Below are 19,886 nucleotides of genomic sequence, written 5' to 3'. Positions count from 1 at the left end.
AAGCAATAAAAGGATTCAGCAATGCCAAAATTACGTTCAGCCACCACCACTCAGGGGCGCAATATGGCCGGGGCCCGGGCCCTGTGGCGTGCCACCGGGATGACGGATGCGGATTTTGGCAAGCCCATTATTGCCGTCGCCAACTCCTTTACCCAGTTTGTGCCCGGCCATGTGCATCTTAAAGACATGGGCCAGCTGGTGGCCCGCAGTATTGAGGCGGCCGGGGCGGTAGCCAAGGAATTCAATACCATTGCCGTGGATGACGGCATCGCCATGGGCCACGGCGGCATGTTGTACAGCCTGCCGTCCCGGGAACTGATCGCCGATTCGGTGGAATATATGGTCAACGCCCATTGCGCCGATGCCCTGGTCTGTATTTCCAACTGTGACAAGATCACCCCCGGTATGCTGATGGCCGCGCTGCGCCTGAATATTCCTGTGGTGTTTGTGTCAGGCGGACCCATGGAAGCCGGCAAGACCAAGCTGTCTGACCAAATCATCCATCTGGATCTGGTGGACGCCATGGTGGCCGCGGCCGATCCCAAGGTCTCCGATGCCGACAGCGACAGTATAGAGCGTTCCGCCTGTCCCACCTGCGGGTCCTGCTCGGGCATGTTCACCGCCAATTCCATGAACTGCCTGACCGAGGCCCTGGGCTTGTCGTTGCCCGGCAACGGCTCCATGCTGGCCACTCACGCTGACAGGGAAGCTTTGTTCAAACAGGCCGGCCAGGTGGTGGTGGAGCTGTGCAAACGCTACTACCAGGACAATGACGAGTCCGCCCTGCCCCGCGCCATCGCCGGACGTGCGGCCTTTGAGAACGCCATGGCCCTGGATATCGCCATGGGCGGCTCCACCAATACCATTTTGCACCTGCTGGCGGCGGCGCAGGAAGCCGAGCTGGACTTTACCGTGGCGGATATCGACAAGCTGTCGCGCAAGGTGCCGCACCTGTGTAAGGTGGCCCCCTCCACCCAGCAGTATCATATGGAAGATGTTCACCGGGCGGGCGGCGTGCTGGGCATCCTGGCCGAGCTGAACCGCGGCGGCCTGCTCAATCCCGGCAGCCCCCATGTGTTGGGCAAATCCATCGGCGAGGTGATTGCCGACTGGGATATCGTCAACACACAGAACGAGCATGCCCTGAGGTTCTACCGGGCCGGTCCCGCCGGTATCCGCACCACCCGCGCCTTCAGCCAGGACTGCCGTTATCCCAGCGCCGACACCGACAGGCAAAAGGGTTGTATCCGCGACATGCAGCATGCCTTTAGTCAAGAAGGGGGCCTGGCGGTGCTGTTTGGTAACCTGGCCGAGGACGGCTGTATCGTCAAAACCGCCGGAGTGGATGAGTCCATACTTAAGTTCACCGGGCCAGCACGCATTTACGAGAGCCAGGAAGACGCCGTGGCAGGCATTCTCAACGATGAAGTCAAAGAAGGGGATGTGGTCATCATCCGTTACGAGGGCCCCAAGGGCGGCCCCGGCATGCAGGAGATGCTCTACCCCACCTCTTACCTGAAATCCAAGGGCCTGGGCAAGGCCTGCGCACTGATCACCGACGGACGTTTTTCCGGCGGTACCTCTGGCCTGTCCATCGGCCATGTGTCCCCCGAAGCGGCGGCCGGCGGCACTATCGGCCTGGTGCAGCCGGGGGATCCTATCGCCATCGATATTCCCAACCGCACTATCCAATTGCAGATCAGTGAGCAGGAACTGAGTGAACGCCGCACGCGCATGAACAGCTCTGATAAGCCCTGGAAGCCGCTGGATCGGCAGCGCCAGGTGTCCCTGGCCCTCAAAGCCTACGCCATGATGGCTACCAGCGCCGACAAAGGCGCAGTACGCGACCGCAGCCTGTTCGGGGAGGAATGATGGTCTCGGAAGGGGAATACCTGAAGAAGATACTCTTATCCCATGTTTACGATGTGGCGGTAAAAAGCGACCTGGTGAAACTGGACAAACTGTCCGCGGCCCTGGACAACGACATCTGGCTCAAGCGGGAAGACCAGCAGCCGGTGAAATCCTTTAAGCTGCGTGGCGCCTACAACCGCATCAGCCAACTCACTGAGGCCCAGCGCCAGGCCGGGGTGATTGCCGCCTCGGCCGGTAACCACGCCCAGGGGGTGGCTTATTCTGCCCGCATCAAACAAATCAAAGCCGTGATCGTCATGCCCCAGACCACCCCGGATATCAAGGTCGACGCGGTGCGTACCTTCGGCGGCGACTATGTACAGGTAGTGTTGCACGGCACCAGCTTCGATGCGGCCAGCAGCGAGGCCCGGCGCCTGAGCGACGAGCATGGCTATACCTTTATTCCGCCCTTTGATGATGCCGATGTGATCGCCGGGCAGGGCACCATCGGCCGTGAGCTGCTGGAGCAGAATCCGGACCTGGACACCCTGTTTATCGCCGTGGGCGGTGGCGGTCTGGCCGCAGGCATTGCCGTGTATTTAAAGCAGCTCAAGCCTGACCTGAAGATTATCGCGGTGGAGTCCGAAGAGTCCGCCTGCCTCAAGGCGGCCCTGGAAGCGGGCAAGCCTGTGGAGCTGCCCAGTGTCGGCATCTTTGCCGATGGGGTGGCGGTCAAGCTCATTGGCACCGAGACCTTCCGCCTGTGCCAGCAATATGTGGATGAAGTGATCACCGTGTCCAGCGATGAAATCTGTGCCGGCATCAAGGACATCTTCGACGACACCCGGGTGATTGCCGAACCGGCCGGCGCCCTGTCGGTAGCCGGTATGCGCAAGTATGTGCAGCAACATGGTCTTAAGGGGCGCAAGCTGGGCGGCATTTTGTGCGGGGCCAATATCAACTTCCACACCCTTCGCTACGTGTCCGAGCGCTGTGAACTGGGCGAGCAGAAAGAGGCGGTGTTCGCGGTGAAAATCCCCGAGCAGTCCGGTGCGTTTCGTAATTTCTGCCGCCTGTTAGGTGGACGGGCCATTACCGAATTCAACTACCGTTTTGCCAGTGACAAGGAAGCGCATATCTTCGTCGGCCTCAAGCTGCGTGAGGGCCGGGCCGAATTCGCCCACATCAGCCAGACCCTGAATCAGGCCGGCTATCAGCTGTTTGACCTTTCAGATAACGAAATGGCCAAGCTGCATGTGCGTTATATGGTAGGCGGCCGGCCACCGGCGCTGCTCAACGAGCATATCTTCTCGTTTGAGTTTCCCGAGCATCCGGGTGCCCTGATGAAATTCCTCGACACCTTGGGTGAGCGCTGGAACATTACCCTGTTCCATTACCGCAACCATGGCGCGGCCGAAGGGCTGGTGCTGGCCGGTTTCGATATCCCGGAAGGCTCGCGCAGTGAGTTCGACCGTCATGTGGCCCAGCTCGGTTACAGTTTCGAGGAACAGACTGACAACCCGGCCTACCGTTTCTTCCTCTCCGATCTGAACGGCGTCTTTACCGACTAAGCCCCGGGAAAAAGCAGTAAAAACTCCAGCGTCACAGATGACAGGCTCTGTGTCTCTGGGGTTATCTTTTTGTAACCCATTGACCCGGATCAACCCTTTTCGCCCTGCCATGTACTAGTCTGTGTTGAGCAGTAAAACAGGATAGTCATAATGGAAAACGTTCACACCCTCGCCGCCTTTAATATGGGTATCGACACCCACCAGGAGCCGGTGGTGTATATGCGCGAGGACTGCCACGTCTGTGTCGCCGAGGGCTTTAATGCCAGCAGCCGGGTACTGGTCACCAACGGCAGCCATATGCTGATCGCCACTCTCAATGTGGTGGAGCGTCACGTGCTGGAGGCCGGCCGGGTGGGCCTGTCAAAAATCGCAGTGCAGCGTCTGCGGGCCAGTGACGGCGACGAGATCTGCATCGGCCATGCTCCCGTTTTGCATTCCCTGAGCCATGTGCGTAAGAAGGTCTTCGGTCATGCGCTGAGCGCTTTCGAGATGCGAGAGGTCATAGAGGACATCTCGGCGCACCGTTACAGCGACATGGAAATTGCCAGTTTCCTCAGCGTTTGCGCCGGCGGGCGGCTGGATCTGGACGAAATCATCAGCCTGACCCAGGCCATGGTGGCCTGTGGCAAGCGCCTGACCTGGCCGGGTGAGGCGCGTATTTTCGACAAGCACTGCATCGGTGGCCTGCCCGGCAACCGCACCACCCCGCTGGTGGTGTCCATCGCCAGCGCTGCCGGCCTGACAGTGCCCAAGACGTCTTCCCGGGCTATTACTTCGCCGGCCGGCACCGCCGACACCATGGAAGTACTGACCACTGTGGATCTGCCCCTGGACCGCATACAGGCTATCGTCGCCGAAACCGGTGCCTGTCTTGCCTGGGGCGGCGCAGTCAATCTGAGTCCGGCCGACGATCTGCTGATCCGTATAGAACGGGCGTTGGACCTGGACGGCGAAGGCCAGTTGATCGCCTCGGTGCTGTCGAAGAAAATTGCCGCCGGCTCCACCCATGTGATCATCGATATCCCGGTGGGGGAAACCGCCAAGGTGCGCACGCGCCAGCAGGCCGACCGGTTGGCCTCCCTGTTTACAGAGGTGGGCCAGGCCTGTGACATCTTCGTGCGCTGCGTGATGACCGACGGCAGCAAGCCCATCGGCAGGGGTATCGGCCCGGCCGAAGAGGCCAAAGACCTGCTGGCGGTGCTGAAGAACGAGCCCGGGGCTCCCCGGGATCTGCGCCAACGTGCTCTGCATCTGACGGCCAACCTGCTGGATCTGGCGGACAACACCGGTCTGGATGCCGCCATGAGAAAGGCCGTTGAAATCCTCGACTCTGGCCAGGCCTGGCAGCAATTCCAGAGGATCCTGAGAGCCCAGGGCGGCATCAAAGCCCTGCCCCAAGCCGCCTATCAGCACCGCCAACTGGCCGTTCGCAGCGGCGTGCTGATGAGCATCGACAACCGTCGCCTGTCGCGCCTGGCCAAGCTGGCCGGCGCCCCTCTGGACAAGGCCGCCGGGCTGCGTTTATTCGTGGAGGTGGGTGACCGGATAAGCCCTGACCAGCCGCTTTTTACCCTGTGTAGCGAAAGTACCGGTGAGCGCGACTATGCCCTTGAATATTACCGGCAGAACCAGGACATCTTTGTTATCCAGGAGTCTGTATGAATCAAGCCGCCCCCCTGCTGTTTAGCTTTGCCTCCCATCCCCTGACTGCACCGCTGGCCAGACAACTGGGCGCCCGGGAAGGGCATTTTGCCCATCGCCTGTTTCCGGATGGAGAGTCCTATCTGCAGATCCAGACCGAGGTACAGGGCCTGGATGTGTTGGTGCTGGTGGATCTGGTGCACCCCAATCAGAAATACCTGCCGTTGATCTTCCTGACCGAGACACTGCGCGAATTCGGCGCCCGCTCGGTGGGACTGGTGGCGCCATATCTGAGCTATATGCGTCAGGACATCCGTTTTCTGGACGGAGAAGCCATCACCTCCAGAATTTTTGCCCGGACTTTGTCCCGCCATGTGGATTATCTGGTCACCGTGGACCCGCACCTGCATCGCTATCACAGCCTGGATGAGATTTACCCCATCCCCACCCAAACCGTCAAAGGTGCACCGGCCCTGGCCGACTGGCTGGCCAGCCAGGCCAATCTGCTGCTGGTGGGTCCGGACGCCGAAAGCGAACAATGGGTGGCGGATATTGCCGCGCACAGCGGTCATCCCTTCGTGATTGGCGAAAAAAATCGCCACGGCGATCGCAAGGTGGACATCAGCCTGCCGGATCTGCGCGACTACCGTGGCAGAACAGCCGTGATTATCGATGACGTGATTGCCTCCGGCCACACCATACTGCGCTGCATCGGCGAACTGCACCGGCAGGACTTTTCCGCTATCCGCTGTGCGGCAGTGCACGGCATCTTCGCCGATGGATCCGATCAGATGCTCCTCGAAGCAGGTCTTGAACAACTGGTCACCTGTAATACCATCGCCCATTCTTCCAACCTCATCGATATCAGCCCGCTGCTGGTCAAACCGATAAGGGACTGTCTGGCCTCGTCCGGTTAAGCCCACAGCCCTTTCATTTTTATCTGTTGTTCAAAAATTGACCGCCTTTGGGCCGTCAACTAGACTCATCGGGCGTCATAAAAAATAATATCTGGCAACTTTCAGGGAATAAATTATGTTCGGCCGTTCCGGTTCTACAGCAGCTGTTTTTGCTGCCGTTGGCTCCTTGCTGTGTTCCCCCCAGGCTGGAGCCGATTCCTATGTGGCTGGTGCCAATTACTCCAATGGTCAGGTTTATGCTCTGTGCTTCGATGATGAGTCTGGCACGGCGGTTCGCTCCCAACTTTCTGCCGATGGCGGCACCAAACCTGTGTCGCTGGTTTTCTTTACCGGCAAGACAGATGAATTGGGTAAAGAGGAGCTGCAGTTGCTGGTAGCCGATGAGGCAGGCGAGATTCGCCGTTTTGGCTGGGGAGAAACCCTCACCATTGGCGAAGAGCCGCAAAAAGACTGCAACAATGTCCAGATCTCACCCCGCCCATCACTCTACAGCAAACAACAGGGACCCGGCCCGGCAGCTCCTAATGGCCTGTCCGTTGCCCCGGGCGACCTGCTGCTGGTATTGAACAATCCTCAGGGGAGCGGTAAGGGCAAAGGAAAGAAGTCTGGAACCCCTGGCGGGGAACTGTGGAAATTTGACCTGCTCAACCCGGCTTCCCAGCCTGTAAAGGTTCTGTCGGCACTGCCCCATGGCAGACTGGAGGAAACACTGGTGTTGCCGAGTAACCTCAGCGCCCAGGCCCTGCATGACGACCTGCTGATAGTGGCCAACGACCCCTCTGTGGTAAAGAAGGTAGATCGCGCCTGTTATGAGCATCCCACCAGCGGATGCGGCGGTGCCGCTGTGGTTGACTTCATTGGCGGAGACAGTGCCGCCATCCTCACCGGTGAGCCCGCAGGAATCACCCTGCTCCCCTCGCCCAATCAGGACAAGCTGTTGCTCAGCAGTAATGATGGCTCGGTAGCCCTGTATGACATTTCTTCCGGTCAGGCTGTACTGGAGGATGAGACCCTTATCAGCAATCTGGGTGCCGGAAAATTCAAGATCAAAGCGCTGCGAGATCTGGACAGCCTCAGCCTGAACGGCCGCCGTGTGGTCAGTTTCCAGGCCAACCTGTATGTGGCAGGCCGGAACAACGGCAGTGTGCAGCAGATCTCCCTGAGCCTGGTGAATGGCAACCTGGTGGCCGACACGGCCAGCATTCTGCAGGTGTCAGACGGTATCCAGCATGCCCGGGCCCTGGCGACCACCTCTGAAGACTTTATCCGCATCGCTCCTTGCGAGGTCAACTGTCCTGACAAACTGGTGGTGGATATCGCCTATGTCATTGAACATGAATTCGATACGTCCGCACAAACCGGTGAGCCGGTGGCTGGCTATATAGGCGAAACCTATCAGGTGTTGAGGGACCCCCGGCCAGCCTGCAACAGCGACTTTTCAACCCTGCAACCCGGCCCCCTGTTTATCTGGAAAAGCCAGGTCTATCCCTATGATCCGGACCCCGTCACCCCCCTGGATCCGGACTCCACCAGTGTGATGATCCCGGGCTACCTTTGTGGTTCCCCCGCCCATGACCCGCACATTCTGCTGGTGCGTACCCTGTCTGATATTGAGACCAGGCGAAGTGAGATAGGGCACCGTACATACGATACCGACTTTGATGGAGACGGCCTGGCGGACTTGAGCTGTCTGTCCGCCGATCGGGGTCAGCAGCCTGTAGTGGGCTGGGCACCCATTCCTGAGACCGGTGAAGACAGCATTGTCGAGGGGCAGCAGATCATAGACACGGTCACCGGTTGCGGCAGCGTCAGAATCAAAACCCGGGAACTGTCCTATTTTGTCATCGGACTGCGCAACCATATAGTCCAGGGGGGCACGGCACTGACACATAAGACCCGCCAGAACAACCTGCAGGCCGCCGCAGTCAGCAGCGAAACCTACCAGTACAGCCAACGGGTCAATGCCGAATTCAAGGGACTGCGGGATACCCTCAGTGAGGCAGTGGCTGAGCTTACCTGTGTGGCCAATCCGCTGGTGGCTGCCCAGGTGGACAGCGATGTGGCGGATATTCAATCCGATCTCCTGCAACAGGACTATTCGCTGCTGGAGAGCAAGACCCTCAATCTGCTCAATCAGATCCGGGACAACGACAACCATCTCGCTGTCGCCGCCAAAGGCAGCGGCTGCAGCAAGAACTATCTGGGTGACCTGAATGCCAGGGCCACCCATGTCTATTTCAGCCTTGCCACCAAACTGCTCGGGAAAGTCTGGGTGCCCGGCTGCCCAGAGAGTCTGCCGGTGGAGCAGTGCCTGCAATAGGGCGGTGCGTCGATGCATCAGACCAAAGCGGCCTGCCTGAGGTGGCAGGCCAGGATCCTCAAGGCGCGTCGGACTGGGAGACACATTGAGCAGTTATCGGTACAAAGCCTTTATCAGTTACAGTCATAAGGATGCCAAGTGGGCTTACTGGCTGCACCGGCAACTGGAAGGCTACAAGATTCACCGGCATCTGGTCGGGCAGGATACCCCCGCCGGTAAAATCCCGGACAAGCTGGTACCGGTGTTCCTGGATCGGGCTGAGCTGGCCAGCGCCACCGACCTTGGCACCCTGCTGAGCGAATCCTTGTCCCACTCCTGGTGCCAGATCGTCATTTGTTCCACCACCTCTGCCAAATCCCACTGGGTCAACGAAGAGATCCTGACTTTCAAGCGCCTGGGGCGTAGTCATCGTATTTTCAGTCTGATCGTGGACGGCGAACCTTACGCCAGTCAGATGGGCCAGCCCGATCAGGAGTGCTTTCCGCCGGCGCTGCGCTTCCAGCTCGACGAGTCCGGCGAGTTGTCAGATCACCCCGCCGAGCCTATCGCCGCCGATGCCCGCCCTGGCAAGGACGGCAGAAAAAATGCGTTGTTCAAGATCATTGCCGGTATGCTGGGAGTGGGCTTCGACGCCCTTAAGCAAAGGGAGCTGCAGCGTCGCCAGCGCCACATGATGCTGGTCACTGCCGCAGCGTCGTTCGGCATGCTGGTCACCACCGGGCTGGCCGTCAATGCAATCCTGGCCAGGGACGAAGCCGAAACCCAGCGTATCAGGGCTGAAACAGAGGCTGAAACCGCCAATCGCACCGCCAACTTCATGGTCAGCCTGTTTTCTGTCTCCGACCCTGGCGAGGCCAGGGGCAACAGCATTACCGCCCGGGAGATTCTCGACAATGGCGCCCAGCGTATTGAGCAGGATCTGACAGACCAGCCCCAGATCCAGACGACCCTGATGAACACCATAGGGCAGGTGTACACGGCGCTGGGACTTTACCGGCGGGCCTCCGATTTGCTGGAAAAGTCGCTGGCCATCCGTCAGCGACTGCGAACCGATGAGTTGATCACGGAGGCGGAGCTGGTGGACAGCATGACCGGGTTGGCCCGCATCTATACGGAACTGGCCAGTCATGAGGAGGCCGAAGCGCTGTTCAACCGCGCCAATATCCTGCTGGAGCTGGAAGGTGATCCCCGTTCTAAACTGGCCATCGAGGTGAAGGCCGGTCTGGCGGAGCTGTATTTTCGTATGGGTCGCTATGAGGAGGCGGAGCCCCTGTTGCGCCAGGTATTGGCCCTCAGCCAGAAGCAATTCGGCGCCCAGTCGCTGGAAGCGGCCCAGGCTACCCAGCAGCTTGGTCTGAATCAGATGGATCAGGGCGAATATGCCCAGGCGGAATTCTTCCTGCGCGAATCGCTGACCACCATGGAAAGGGTCCTGGGCAGCGACCCGCACCCTGCCCGCGCCGAGAATATCAATAACCTGGCCTACCTGATGCACAGCATGGGCAATTTCACCGAAGCGGAGAGCAAATACCTGCAAGCTATGTCGATGCACAAAATATTGCTGGGTGAGGCACATCCGGATGTGGCAGCGGCCCATGTCAATCTGGCCATGCTGTATCAGGATTTTGGTCGTTACGAGCAGGCCAGGGCCATGTATGAGCAATCCATCAGCATCCTGCAGCAGGCCTATGGCAGCAAGCATCCCAAGATCGCCAAGGTGATGAACAATCTGGCCTACCTGCTGTATGACCAGGGGCAGGTGGTCGCTGCCCTGGCATTGATGGATGAGGTGGTCAGCATGGCCAGGGACACCCTGGGTGACAAGCATGCAGATCTGGCCCGTTATCTGTCCACTGAAGGGCGCTGGCTGGCCGAGCAAGGCCAATACGAGCGGGCAGTGGCCCTGCACCGGCATGCATTGTCAATGAAAGAAGCGCAACTTGGCGCAGACCATCCCAATGTTGCCATCAGTGAGTTCGATCTGGCCGACTCCCTGATGGGAATGGGAGAGTATGAAGAAGCGCTGTTACTGGCGGAGCGGTCGGTCAGCACGTTGTCTGAAGCCAAAGGGGCGGAACACTGGCATGTGGCAATCGCCAAACTGGTGCTGGCCAAAGCCTTCGTGAGCCTGGACCGGCTGGGCGATGCAGAACCCGTATTGCTGGAAAGCTACAGCCTGCTGGCCGGGGAGGAATACATTCCCCCGGCGTATCTGCGCAAGGCCCTGCAGCAACTGGTGGAGTTCTACACCATCAAGGATTCACCCCCGGATCGCGACAAATACCAGGCTCTGCTGGCCAAACATCAGGTCTGATGACCACACAGGGGACAGCGTCCGGTGCGGTTTGACTGTTTCAGCAGTGCGATGTTTTTCTCCAGATCCTCGTCTGAGATATCCAGTTTTTCCGCCAGATCCTTGAGCAACTGGTATTCGGCCTCGTCCACCTGCCCGTCGGCCAGGGCCTGCTCAATATGCAGGTGCAGGCTGCGTTTGCGCTCCCGCAATTCTTCACCAAACCTTGCCGCCAGCATGCCTGCAGGCAGGGCCACCAGGCCCACCCCGATCAGCATGATAAAGGTGGCCACCACCCGCCCGGCAGTGGTCAGGGGGGTCACATCGCCGTATCCCACTGTGGTCATGGTGACCACCGCCCACCAGAGTGAGCGGGGAATGCTGCCAAACACCTCGGGTTGACGCTGACTCTCCAGGGTGTACATCAGGCTCGCGGCAATCACGATCAATACCAGCATCACCACCAGGGCGCCGGTGATGCTTTTGAGCTCCTTCTGAATAACGCTAAGAAACACATTGAAGCCCTGGAAATAATGGGTCAGCTTCATCAGGCGCATCACCCGCAACAGCCTCAGGTAACGCAGATCCAGGGTCAGGAACAGGGATAACAGGAAAGGCAGGATGGCAATCAGGTCGACCAGCGCCATGGGAGTGACGGCATACTTCAGGCGGGCACGCCAGGCCGGCATGCCCTGATACTCGGCCTTCTCGATACAGCACCAGAGCCTGGCCAGATATTCCAGCAGGAAGACGGTCACTGAGAAGATCTCAAACCGCCAGAACCAGCCTGAGTGGGGCCGGCCGATACTGGGTTCGGACTCGATGATCACCGCCAGCACATTGGCCAGGATCAGAAAAATAAGAAAATGATTAAGGTACAGGGCCAGCCGGGAACGGGCCTGGTCCGTTTCCAGGAGGTTATACAGCCTCACTCGCCATTTACTGTTCATCTTTATGATTTTTTTAGTTTTCTGGTCAATGAAGTGTATACAGCCAGGGCACAAATTTCTGCAAAACCCTCTATGCTCATTACTGGCCCGAGTTATCCGTCAGAATAAGAACAAGGAACAGCATGAGCACGACGCCCTATGTTATCGGTATTACCGGCCACCGCGCGTTAGATGAGTGCGCCACCCGCTTCGCCAGCGACAAGATCAAGGCACTACTGGAGCAACTGCAGTCCCGCATGCAGGTCACCCCCCTGGTGGCCATTACCGGCATGGCCTGTGGGGCCGACAGGTTGCTGGCCCGGGCAGCGTTGGAGCTGGGGATCCCGGTGGAAGCTCATCTGCCCATGCCCCTGGAAGAGTACCGGCGGGATTTCAACGATGCAGAGTGGCAGGACATGCAACAACTGCTTGCCAATCCCCTGGTCACCGCCCAGGTTGTGGAGCAATTGCATGGTCTTCCGGCAGACCAGCCCCTGGAGGCCGAAGCGCGTGACATCCAGTACTGGGTGCTGGGCCAGCACCTGGTCAGCCAGTGTAATCTGCTGATCGCCGTGTGGGACGGGGACAATACCGGTCTGACCGGCGGCACCTCCGACGTCTTGCTCGACTATCTGGATGCCCAGCCCCGGCGTCGCCATGACAGGCAAAAAAGCCAGCAGGCGAAAATCAACTATCTGTACCGGGAAGACTCCGCACAGTTGATGGGCCGCCTGGCCTACTGGATCCCTGTGACCAGGCAGGGCCAGCTGTATACACGCGACGACAGCACCACCGCCGACTGTTACCTGTCAGGAGAGATAGGCACCTATGAACTGGAATGCTTCCCGCGTATGCCCGGCAGCCTCTGGGATGACGTCGAACACCTCGAGGAGTACAACCAGCAAACCCAGCGGCTGGTGGAAGAAGGCACCATCAATCCCCAAAACAGTCTGCTTAACCACTACGAGCAGGCATTTTCGCCCATTCCAGAGCACCGGCTGCAGGATCTGGACAAGGAGTTTCTCAAGGCCGATGCGGTGGCCATCGGAAACCAGAAGCACTCCGACAGCCAGTTCACCCTGTTCAGCCTGATCGCGGCCAGCATGGGCTTCTTATTCCTGATCTATGCCAAACTGGTGGCCAGCAAGTACCTGCTGATAGGCTACCTGCTGCTGTTTTTTGTCGGCTGGCGTTATTACCGCAATATCCAGCAAAGGCACAGCTTTACCAACCACCTGACGGCCCGGGTCCTGGCGGAAACCCTGCGAACGGAGCTCTACCTGGTGTTGATTGGCAGGAACAACCACAAGCGCCCCACCCAGATCATGAACAGCTGTGGCGTCAGCCAGTTCCAGGGCTTCAACTGGATTAAGCACATCATACTGTCCAAGGTGCCCATGCACCTGGTTAAACAGAGCAACCCTGAGCACCTGGAGTACAACGTGCAGTTTGTCTGCGACCATTGGCTGCTGGAGCAGGCTGACTATTTTGAGCGCAAGACCCACCTGCTGTCGCACCGGCACCACAAACTGGAACATATCAAGTCGGCTCTGTTTGTGTCCTCGGCGGTGATGGCGCTGCTGCTGATCCTGTTCAAGTATCCCATGACAGATATGCAGATTTACGCCGACATCAACGCCAAGAGCATTACGGTGCTGCTGATGGGGTTGTTGCCCTTCCTGCTGGGAGTGTGGGAAATCTACCAGAACAAAATGGCGGTCAAGGAGCTGTTGTGGCAGTACCGCACCCAGTCCATCCTGTTTAACGAAGCCAAGCAACATATCGAAACCGCCACCACCCTGGAGCAGAAGTGCGCCGTGCTCAGCGAACTGGCCGAGCGGGCCCTGCTGGAAAACTACATCTGGATTATCCATCGTTACCACAGGGAACATGAGCCACCCGCCGCCGGCTAGCCTATGCTTAGGGGCACGAGAGTTTGAGGGAAAGCAGGGATGTTTGAACTACAAGGCGACAATCTGGATATGCTGATTAGGCTGGTGGTGGCGCTGGCAGCCGGGGCCATCATCGGCTATGAACGCTCCTACCACGGCCGCCAGGCCGGTTTTCGCACACATGCGCTGGTCTGCACCGCCTCCTGCGTGCTGATGCTGGTGACAGTGTATCAGGATCATTGGATCAGCCTGCCCAAAGAGGTGATGGTGCTGGACCCCACCCGTATGGCCCAGGGCCTGATGACAGGTATCGGCTTTCTGGGCGCCGGGGTCATACTGCGCGAAGGCCATACCATACGCGGCCTGACCACTGCCGCCTCCATCTGGATCACGGCCGCCATCGGCGTGCTGGCCGGCGTCGGATTCTATTTCCCGCTGCTGGTATCCGTCATCCTGACCCTGGGGGTGCTGTCGGTGTTTCACTGGATTGAAGTCCATATGCCCACCCGCTCCTTCTATCGCTTCGATGTGCAGTTTACCCGCCCGGGGCAGCTCACCGAGCAGGACATCAAGAAACTGTTACACGAACATGGCTTCCGGATTAACGAATTCAGTTACCGGGTGGATGCCCAAAGCAAGGTCCGGCGCCATACCATGGAGCTGTCCACCAGCAGCGGCAAGAACGCTACCCGGCTGTGCGATACGCTGGAAAAGAACGACCTTGTGCTGGAGTTCAGGCTGACCCCTTCCGATTGAATTTTGTGCAGCCAGAGGGGTAAAAACGAAATGGCCGGGCAGAACCCGTGTGCCGACCTGTGCCCGGCCGGACTCTCCCTGGCCGTCTGGTCCAAACCGGCAGAGATTATGCATTACTCCTGAAACAGTCCTGGCTGAATCAAGGAGATCCTCATGTCACTACAACAAAACCTGCAGGCCCCGCTGGTGTTGGCGGTGGTACTGAGTTTACTTGCCTGCAAGGACCGGCCCCAGCCGCCGGTGGTGAACGCCGCCCATGCCGGCGCAACCACTGAAACTGCGATGTCCACCTATGGCAAGGATCCCAACCTGCCGCCCCCGGATGAAGACCTGATCCCCACCGTCAATGCGGCTGAAGCCATCGGCTGGCCTGAAAACGCCGCGCCCAAAGCCCATGCCGGTAACCAGGTGCAGCGTTTTGCAGCCGATCTGAAGCATCCCCGCTGGCTCTATGTGCTGCCAAATGGCGACGTGCTGGTGGCCGAATCCAACGCCCCGGCAAAACCTGAACAGGACAAAGGCATCAAGGAATGGGTTATGGGCCTGGTCAAGGAAGATGCCGGGGCCGCCGTGCCCAGTGCGGATCGTATCACCCTGCTCAGGGACGCGGATGGGGATGGCAGGGCCGAACAGCGGCATGTGTTTCTGGATAACCTGCATTCCCCCTTTGGCATGACGCTGATTGGCGACAGCCTGTACATAGCCAATACCGATGCGGTGGTGAAAGTGCCTTATAAACAGGGCCAGACCAGCATCAGCGCCAAGCCTTCCAGGCTGGTGGATCTTCCCGCCGGCCCCATCAACTACCACTGGACCAAGGGACTGACGGCCAGCCCGGACGGCAGCAAGCTGTATGTGGCGGTGGGCTCCAACAGCAATATCGCCGAAAACGGCATGGACAAGGAAAAAGGCCGGGCCGCCATCTGGGAAGTGGATATCAATACCGGTGAGCATCGCATCTACGCCTCAGGGCTGCGTAATCCGGTCGGCATGACCTGGGTGGGCGATACGTTGTGGACTGCCGTCAATGAACGGGACGAACTGGGGGATCACCTGGTGCCCGACTATATGACGTCAGTGCAGGAAGAGGGTTTCTATGGCTGGCCTTACAGCTACTTCGGCCAGCATGTTGACGAACGGGTGGAGCCGCAAAAGCCGCAGAAGGTGCAACAGGCCATCAAGCCCGACTATGCCCTGGGCGCCCATACCGCCTCCCTGGGCCTGACCTACACAGAGAATCAGGATCGGGTCGCAGGGATGGGCAAGGGGATGTTTGTCGGCCAGCACGGATCCTGGAACCGGGAGCCCCGTTCCGGCTACAAGGTTATCTTTGTGCCCTTTGCCGGGCAGGAGCCGGCGGGTCAGCCCAGGGATCTGCTGACCGGCTTCCTCAATGAGGACGGTCAGGCCCGCGGCCGCCCCGTCGGTGTGGTGCTGGACAAACAGGGCGATCTGCTGGTGGCCGATGACGTGGGCAATACCATCTGGCATGTCAGCGAGGCCGGACGAACCGACAGTTAATCTGCGTCGCTGCAACAAGGACGAAAACGCCTGGTGCAGCGACCACAAGGAAACAGGAGTCTCCCATGGATATTATTCTGGGCATGATGCGCGACCCATATCGCCATATCTCGAAGAAATGCAAACGGCTGGGCAGTGATCTGTTCGAAACCCACTTCATGATGCAAAAAGCGATTTGCATGAAGGGGGCCAACGCCACGGCGCTGTTTTACCAGAACAGCCGCTTCTGCCGGCGTAATGCCATGCCCGAGCCGGTGCTGGCCACCCTGTTCGGTAAAGGGGGGGTACAAGGCATGGACGACAAGCCCCATCAGCACCGAAAACAGTTGTTTATGTCTTTTATGGACGAACACAGCCTGGCGCAATTGACCCGATTGTTCGAGAAACAATGGCTGCAATGGGCAGAACAGGCCGATGATCAACAGGAATATGTGCTCTATGGGGTCCTGCAGGAGGTGATTGCCCGGGCGGCCTGTCAGTGGGCCGGGGTGACGCTGCACGAAGCGTCGGCGCAGCGGCACATCCGCGATCTGGTATTGATGTATGACCAGGACGGTGCCAGGGGACTGGGGCATTTTCGCGCCAGACGCGCCAGAACGCGCGCCGAAAAGTGGATGGCCGGCGTCATCGAGGACTACCGCCAGCAGCCCCCGCAGCCCTTCCCCCTGTCTGCCATCGCCCACCACCGGGACCAGGACCACCAACTGCTGAGCCTGGACGTGGCGGCAGTGGAGGCCCTTAACCTGCTCAGGCCCATCGTGGCGGTATCCGTGTATATCCTGGATTGCGCCCACGCCCTGCATGGCCAGGCACAGCTTAAACCGCAACTGCTGGAAGATGACCAGTTGCTGGACAGCTTTATCCAGGAGGTCCGCCGTTTCTATCCCTTCTTCCCCGTGCTGCTGGCCAGGGTGCGCGACACCTTCGTATGGAAAGAGATCACCTTCGAAAAAGACATGCGGGTGATCCTGGATGTCTACGGCACCAACCACGACAAAGCCCTGTGGCAGAATCCTGACCAGTTCAGGGCCGACCGCTTTGTGAACTGGACGCCCAATCCTTACACTTGCATCCCCCAGGGGGGAGGCAATCCGCATCTGGGCCATCGCTGCCCCGGCGAAGCCATTACCCTGAATCTGATGAAGGCCGCCGTCAGGCTGTTGTGTCAACGCCTGGAGTACCAGGTGCCCGAACAGGATCTTGATCTGGACTGGCGGCGTCTGCCTGCCCTTCCCAAAGACAAAATGCGCATTACGGGCGTCAGGCTGAACAGCCAGGGCAGGGTACACCCCCTGGACCGCCCCCCGCAGCGGGACGACTGGGCCAGGCGGGCCCGGGCCTGACCCGGGGCAGGGATTCCTGCCAGCACCATGCGGGAACGACATCGTTGCCCAGGGCCTGACCTCATGAGCCAGCAGGCGTTATGCCCGCCCACTCACGGCGTCATGCCCGCTGCAGTTATGGGGCATCCCTCTTCTGCTTGCGCCTGAAGTACAAGGTTACGGGTCGGTCAGTCTGGACAGACTGCCTGCCCACATCATTGCGGCTATACCAATGCAGGGGCATATCCACCGGCAAGACGCGGTAATCGTCGCTTAGCTGACTGACACGGATACCTGTACCCCAATAGGGCGGAAAGCAGTTGATCATCAGCCTGAGGCAACGGACTTTCATACAAAAATCTCCGATGCCATCCCGGTTGTTTTGCCCTGTTCTGGTCGGACCTGATAAGAATGTCGACTCTCAGTCTGGCCGGGCCAGAAATGTTTCCTGTCTTTTTACGGGCTTGTGATAGGCTGAGCAAAAATCACCCAACATAAGGTGCCAATGGTGAAAAAAGTCTTGGCGCTGCTGTGTTTGGTCCTGGCTGCCAATGCCTGGGCAAAGCCGCAGTTGCTGGCCTGTATTGACGAGTTTCCGCCCTATCAGATGCTGGGGGAGCCTCCTCTGGGCGAGCATGTGGCCGCCCTGGAGGTGCTGGCGGACAAATTGGCCAGGCCGCTGGCCTTCACCACCGAGCCGGATTTTTCCCATTGCCTGCAACGCCTGAAATCCGGCGAGGCAGACCTCATCGCCGGCCTGATCGACAAACCGGCAAGACACGAATTTCTCCATATGCTGCCTATGCGCCGGGAGAGCGCCTATTTCTTCGTTACCCGCTCACAGGGACCGGTGATTGAGGACTATGACGACCTGCATCATCACCTGATTGCAGTATCCAAAGACTATTACTACTTTCCAAGATTCGATCAGGACCCACAGTTGAAAAAGATCGCCGTCGACAATGTGCACATAGCCTACAAGCTGTTGCTGGCGGGGCGGGGCGGGTCGAGACGTTGATCAGCTCGGCCGAAAACCATGCGGCTATTCTGGCCGCCCATCCGGACCTGCAAGATCAGCTTGTGGTGCAGCCCTATCAGATCGAACTGGACAGGGTGATCTATTTCGGCCTGTCCAGGCAATCGGGGCATGCCAAAGAGATCGACACCATCCGCAAAAAAGTGAACCAGGCGTTTAATGACAATGCTTTTGCGAAGGCCATGCAGGAGTTTGCCAAGCGCCATCCCCAGTACTACCAGGTGATGCCGCCCAAGCTGGAGGCCAGCAACAGATAATCCACCGCCCGGACCCGGCGCAGCGGATTCCGGAAGGGCTGCCCGCCCCTAAATCCCGCACCGCCGGTCGGCATCCAGATCCAGCACCTGGAAATACCGGTTGTCGGTCAGGGCCCGGATTTGACTCACCCCGGCCAGATCCACCTCAATCTTGCCGTCTTCCCCCTGCAACACCAGGAATTCGCGGCCCTGCTCGGTCCGGGTCGTTACCGCAGTGCCGGTCTGCCGGTCACCGTCGTGCATCTGCAACTCCAGGTGGTAGCCATACAGGCAGGCCACTTCAATATGGTCGTGCAGCCCACAGTCGATGGGCGGGCGGGGATTCATCTATTCCGGCTCCACAAAATGATAATAGGCACTGAGCACCTCAGCGGGCTCGGCACGCTGGGTGTAGTCCTCTTCGATAAAGGCGTACTGAATGCGCCCGGTCTTGTCCAGCACATAGACTGCCGGCAGTGGCAACGAAAACTCCGCGCTGCAATTTCGCTGAGTCAGATCGATATGCCATTTTTCCATCAGGGCGCGCATCTCATCATCTATCTGCCAGATCAGGCCAAACCCCTCAGCCGCCTGGCCTTTACTGTCCACCAGTATACGAAAACCTAACTGGTGTTCGTCACGGGTTTGCTGGGCAAAAGCGGGCGTTTCCGGGCTCAGGGCGACAAAATTCACCTTACCCGGCTGACGGGCCAGTGTTTCCTGCCAGGCTTTAAGCTCCAGCACACAGTAGGGACACCAGCCGCCGCGGTAAAAGCTTAAAATCAGCGGCCCCCGGCTGTACAGGGAGGATAATGACACCGGCGCGCCATCCAGTTCCACCAACTGTGCCTCTGGGGCACTGTCTCCCAATCCCAGCGCCTGGCTTTTCACCTGGCTGTGTTGCAGCAGTGACAAACTGCGGCTGATGGCATTGCGCAGCTCATCGGAGGCGCGCATGGGATCCTGTTGCTGGTAATCACGAAGTCTGACGCTTAAATCCAACATACTGTTACTCACCAAAACGGGTAGTTTGGATATAGGCCAGACTGGCCGATTAGGCAATCTGCTGGCTGCCTCAATCTGTAGCCGGGCAACCCTGCATCGGGATAATGGCATAGCCGCGCTCGCTGATTGTCGCCCTGACAGCCGGATTGGCCAGCTCGGCGTGACAAAAGTCACAGCGTTGCTGGCGGATTTGACCCTGGCCCACACCGATTGATTTGAGGTAGGCGGCTGCATAGTCCGTCACCCCGGCCTTGGTCTGTTCAGAAACCAGCACGTCAAAGTGATAGTAGCCCCCGGCTGTGTGTACATGTGTGTCATAAACCAGTACCTGCATTCTTCTCTCCTGTTGTTTGTAGGTGCTACGGTTGCGTCTTAGCATTCCTGGCGCGATCCCTGATAAACCTGGCTTAGGTGCAGAGTTGTTTCGCGCAGAGAACGCCAAGCCGCAAAGGGGAAAAGGGATTCTGTCTTGATCTCTCTGCGTCTCTGCGTTCTTGGCGCGAGATCATCGGATGACAGTCGGGTAATACGAACAAGCATCAAATCAACCGACAGTCACGCAGACAAACCTACTGTCCCTCCCACTCTGGGCTCTG

General features: G+C 58.8%; 17 protein-coding genes. 12 read left to right on the top strand and 5 right to left on the bottom strand.

Features of this window, described 5'->3' with window-relative positions; all coding sequences use genetic code 11:
- Positions 1-21: 21 nt before the first annotated feature.
- The 6 genes from ilvD to J0A66_RS11235 all read left to right on the top strand — a co-directional run bounded on the left by ilvD (position 22) and on the right by J0A66_RS11235 (position 10,614).
- Positions 22-1,872, top strand: coding sequence for a dihydroxy-acid dehydratase (gene ilvD / locus J0A66_RS11260; RefSeq protein ID WP_206573913.1), 1,851 nt, complete (start codon positions 22-24; stop codon positions 1,870-1,872).
- Positions 1,869-3,422, top strand: coding sequence for a threonine ammonia-lyase, biosynthetic (gene ilvA / locus J0A66_RS11255; RefSeq protein WP_206573912.1), 1,554 nt, complete (start codon positions 1,869-1,871; stop codon positions 3,420-3,422). Before ilvD ends, ilvA begins: the two co-directional genes overlap by 4 nt.
- A 150-nt stretch (positions 3,423-3,572) precedes the next feature.
- Positions 3,573-5,084, top strand: a complete 1,512-nt coding sequence (locus tag J0A66_RS11250; RefSeq protein ID WP_206573911.1) for a thymidine phosphorylase family protein — start codon at positions 3,573-3,575, stop codon at positions 5,082-5,084.
- Positions 5,081-5,980 carry a ribose-phosphate diphosphokinase gene (locus tag J0A66_RS11245; RefSeq protein WP_206573910.1) on the top strand — a complete coding sequence of 300 codons (900 nt, stop codon included), beginning with the start codon at positions 5,081-5,083 and terminating at the stop codon, positions 5,978-5,980. Before J0A66_RS11250 ends, J0A66_RS11245 begins: the two co-directional genes overlap by 4 nt.
- A 115-nt stretch (positions 5,981-6,095) precedes the next feature.
- Positions 6,096-8,300 carry a hypothetical protein gene (locus J0A66_RS11240; protein ID WP_206573909.1) on the top strand — a complete coding sequence of 735 codons (2,205 nt, stop codon included), beginning with the start codon at positions 6,096-6,098 and terminating at the stop codon, positions 8,298-8,300.
- A gap of 85 nt (positions 8,301-8,385) precedes the next feature.
- Positions 8,386-10,614: a tetratricopeptide repeat protein gene (locus tag J0A66_RS11235; RefSeq protein WP_206573908.1), complete on the top strand. Its 2,229-nt coding sequence runs from the start codon at positions 8,386-8,388 to the stop codon at positions 10,612-10,614.
- Here J0A66_RS11235 and J0A66_RS11230 read toward each other — a convergent pair.
- Positions 10,605-11,525, bottom strand: coding sequence for an ion transporter (locus J0A66_RS11230; protein ID WP_206573907.1), 921 nt, complete (start codon positions 11,523-11,525; stop codon positions 10,605-10,607). The two genes, J0A66_RS11235 and J0A66_RS11230, sit on opposite strands and share 10 nt — an antisense overlap.
- Before the next feature lie 140 nt (positions 11,526-11,665).
- Between J0A66_RS11230 and J0A66_RS11225 the strand changes: the two genes are divergently transcribed.
- The 4 genes from J0A66_RS11225 (at position 11,666) to J0A66_RS11210 (ending at position 17,034) form a co-directional block, all read left to right on the top strand.
- Positions 11,666-13,435, top strand: coding sequence for a hypothetical protein (locus tag J0A66_RS11225; RefSeq protein ID WP_206573906.1), 1,770 nt, complete (start codon positions 11,666-11,668; stop codon positions 13,433-13,435).
- Between the two features lie 39 nt (positions 13,436-13,474).
- The gene (locus tag J0A66_RS11220; RefSeq protein ID WP_206573905.1) at positions 13,475-14,170 is read left to right on the top strand and encodes an MgtC/SapB family protein; all 696 of its coding nucleotides are present in this window, start codon (positions 13,475-13,477) and stop codon (positions 14,168-14,170) included.
- Between the two features lie 153 nt (positions 14,171-14,323).
- Positions 14,324-15,691 (top strand): PQQ-dependent sugar dehydrogenase, encoded by a 1,368-nt coding sequence (locus J0A66_RS11215; RefSeq protein WP_206573904.1) that lies wholly within the window; start codon positions 14,324-14,326, stop codon positions 15,689-15,691.
- Positions 15,692-15,756: 65 nt separating this feature from the next.
- Positions 15,757-17,034: a cytochrome P450 gene (locus tag J0A66_RS11210; RefSeq protein WP_206573903.1), complete on the top strand. Its 1,278-nt coding sequence runs from the start codon at positions 15,757-15,759 to the stop codon at positions 17,032-17,034.
- Positions 17,035-17,149: 115 nt separating this feature from the next.
- Here J0A66_RS11210 and J0A66_RS11205 read toward each other — a convergent pair whose 3' ends face one another.
- Entirely contained in the window at positions 17,150-17,365 is a 216-nt protein-coding gene (locus J0A66_RS11205; RefSeq protein WP_206573902.1) for a hypothetical protein, read from the bottom strand.
- A 156-nt stretch (positions 17,366-17,521) separates the two neighbouring features.
- Between J0A66_RS11205 and J0A66_RS11200 the strand changes: the two genes are divergently transcribed.
- On the top strand, positions 17,522-18,031 hold the full coding sequence (locus J0A66_RS11200; RefSeq protein ID WP_206573901.1) for a type 2 periplasmic-binding domain-containing protein: 510 nt from the start codon (positions 17,522-17,524) through the stop codon (positions 18,029-18,031).
- A complete protein-coding gene (locus J0A66_RS11195) occupies positions 18,028-18,306 on the top strand; it encodes a hypothetical protein (RefSeq protein ID WP_206573900.1) in 279 nt (92 codons plus the stop codon). Before J0A66_RS11200 ends, J0A66_RS11195 begins: the two co-directional genes overlap by 4 nt.
- Before the next feature lie 48 nt (positions 18,307-18,354).
- Here the strand turns inward: J0A66_RS11195 and J0A66_RS11190 are convergent, their stop codons facing one another.
- The 3 genes from J0A66_RS11190 to J0A66_RS11180 all read right to left on the bottom strand — a co-directional run bounded on the left by J0A66_RS11190 (position 18,355) and on the right by J0A66_RS11180 (position 19,624).
- A complete protein-coding gene (locus tag J0A66_RS11190; protein ID WP_206573899.1) occupies positions 18,355-18,633 on the bottom strand; it encodes a Rho-binding antiterminator in 279 nt (92 codons plus the stop codon).
- Positions 18,634-19,290, bottom strand: a complete 657-nt coding sequence (locus J0A66_RS11185; protein ID WP_206573898.1) for a peroxiredoxin-like family protein — start codon at positions 19,288-19,290, stop codon at positions 18,634-18,636. It abuts the gene before it with no gap.
- Between the two features lie 70 nt (positions 19,291-19,360).
- A complete protein-coding gene (locus J0A66_RS11180; protein WP_206573897.1) occupies positions 19,361-19,624 on the bottom strand; it encodes a DUF2024 family protein in 264 nt (87 codons plus the stop codon).
- Positions 19,625-19,886: the final 262 nt, after the last annotated feature.

The sequence above is a fragment of the Bowmanella dokdonensis genome, from assembly GCF_017254865.1.
In the GTDB taxonomy this organism is placed as follows: domain Bacteria; phylum Pseudomonadota; class Gammaproteobacteria; order Enterobacterales; family Alteromonadaceae; genus Bowmanella; species Bowmanella dokdonensis.
The sequence above is the reverse complement of the archived record's forward strand: the minus strand, read 5'-3'. Positions and strand labels throughout refer to the sequence as shown.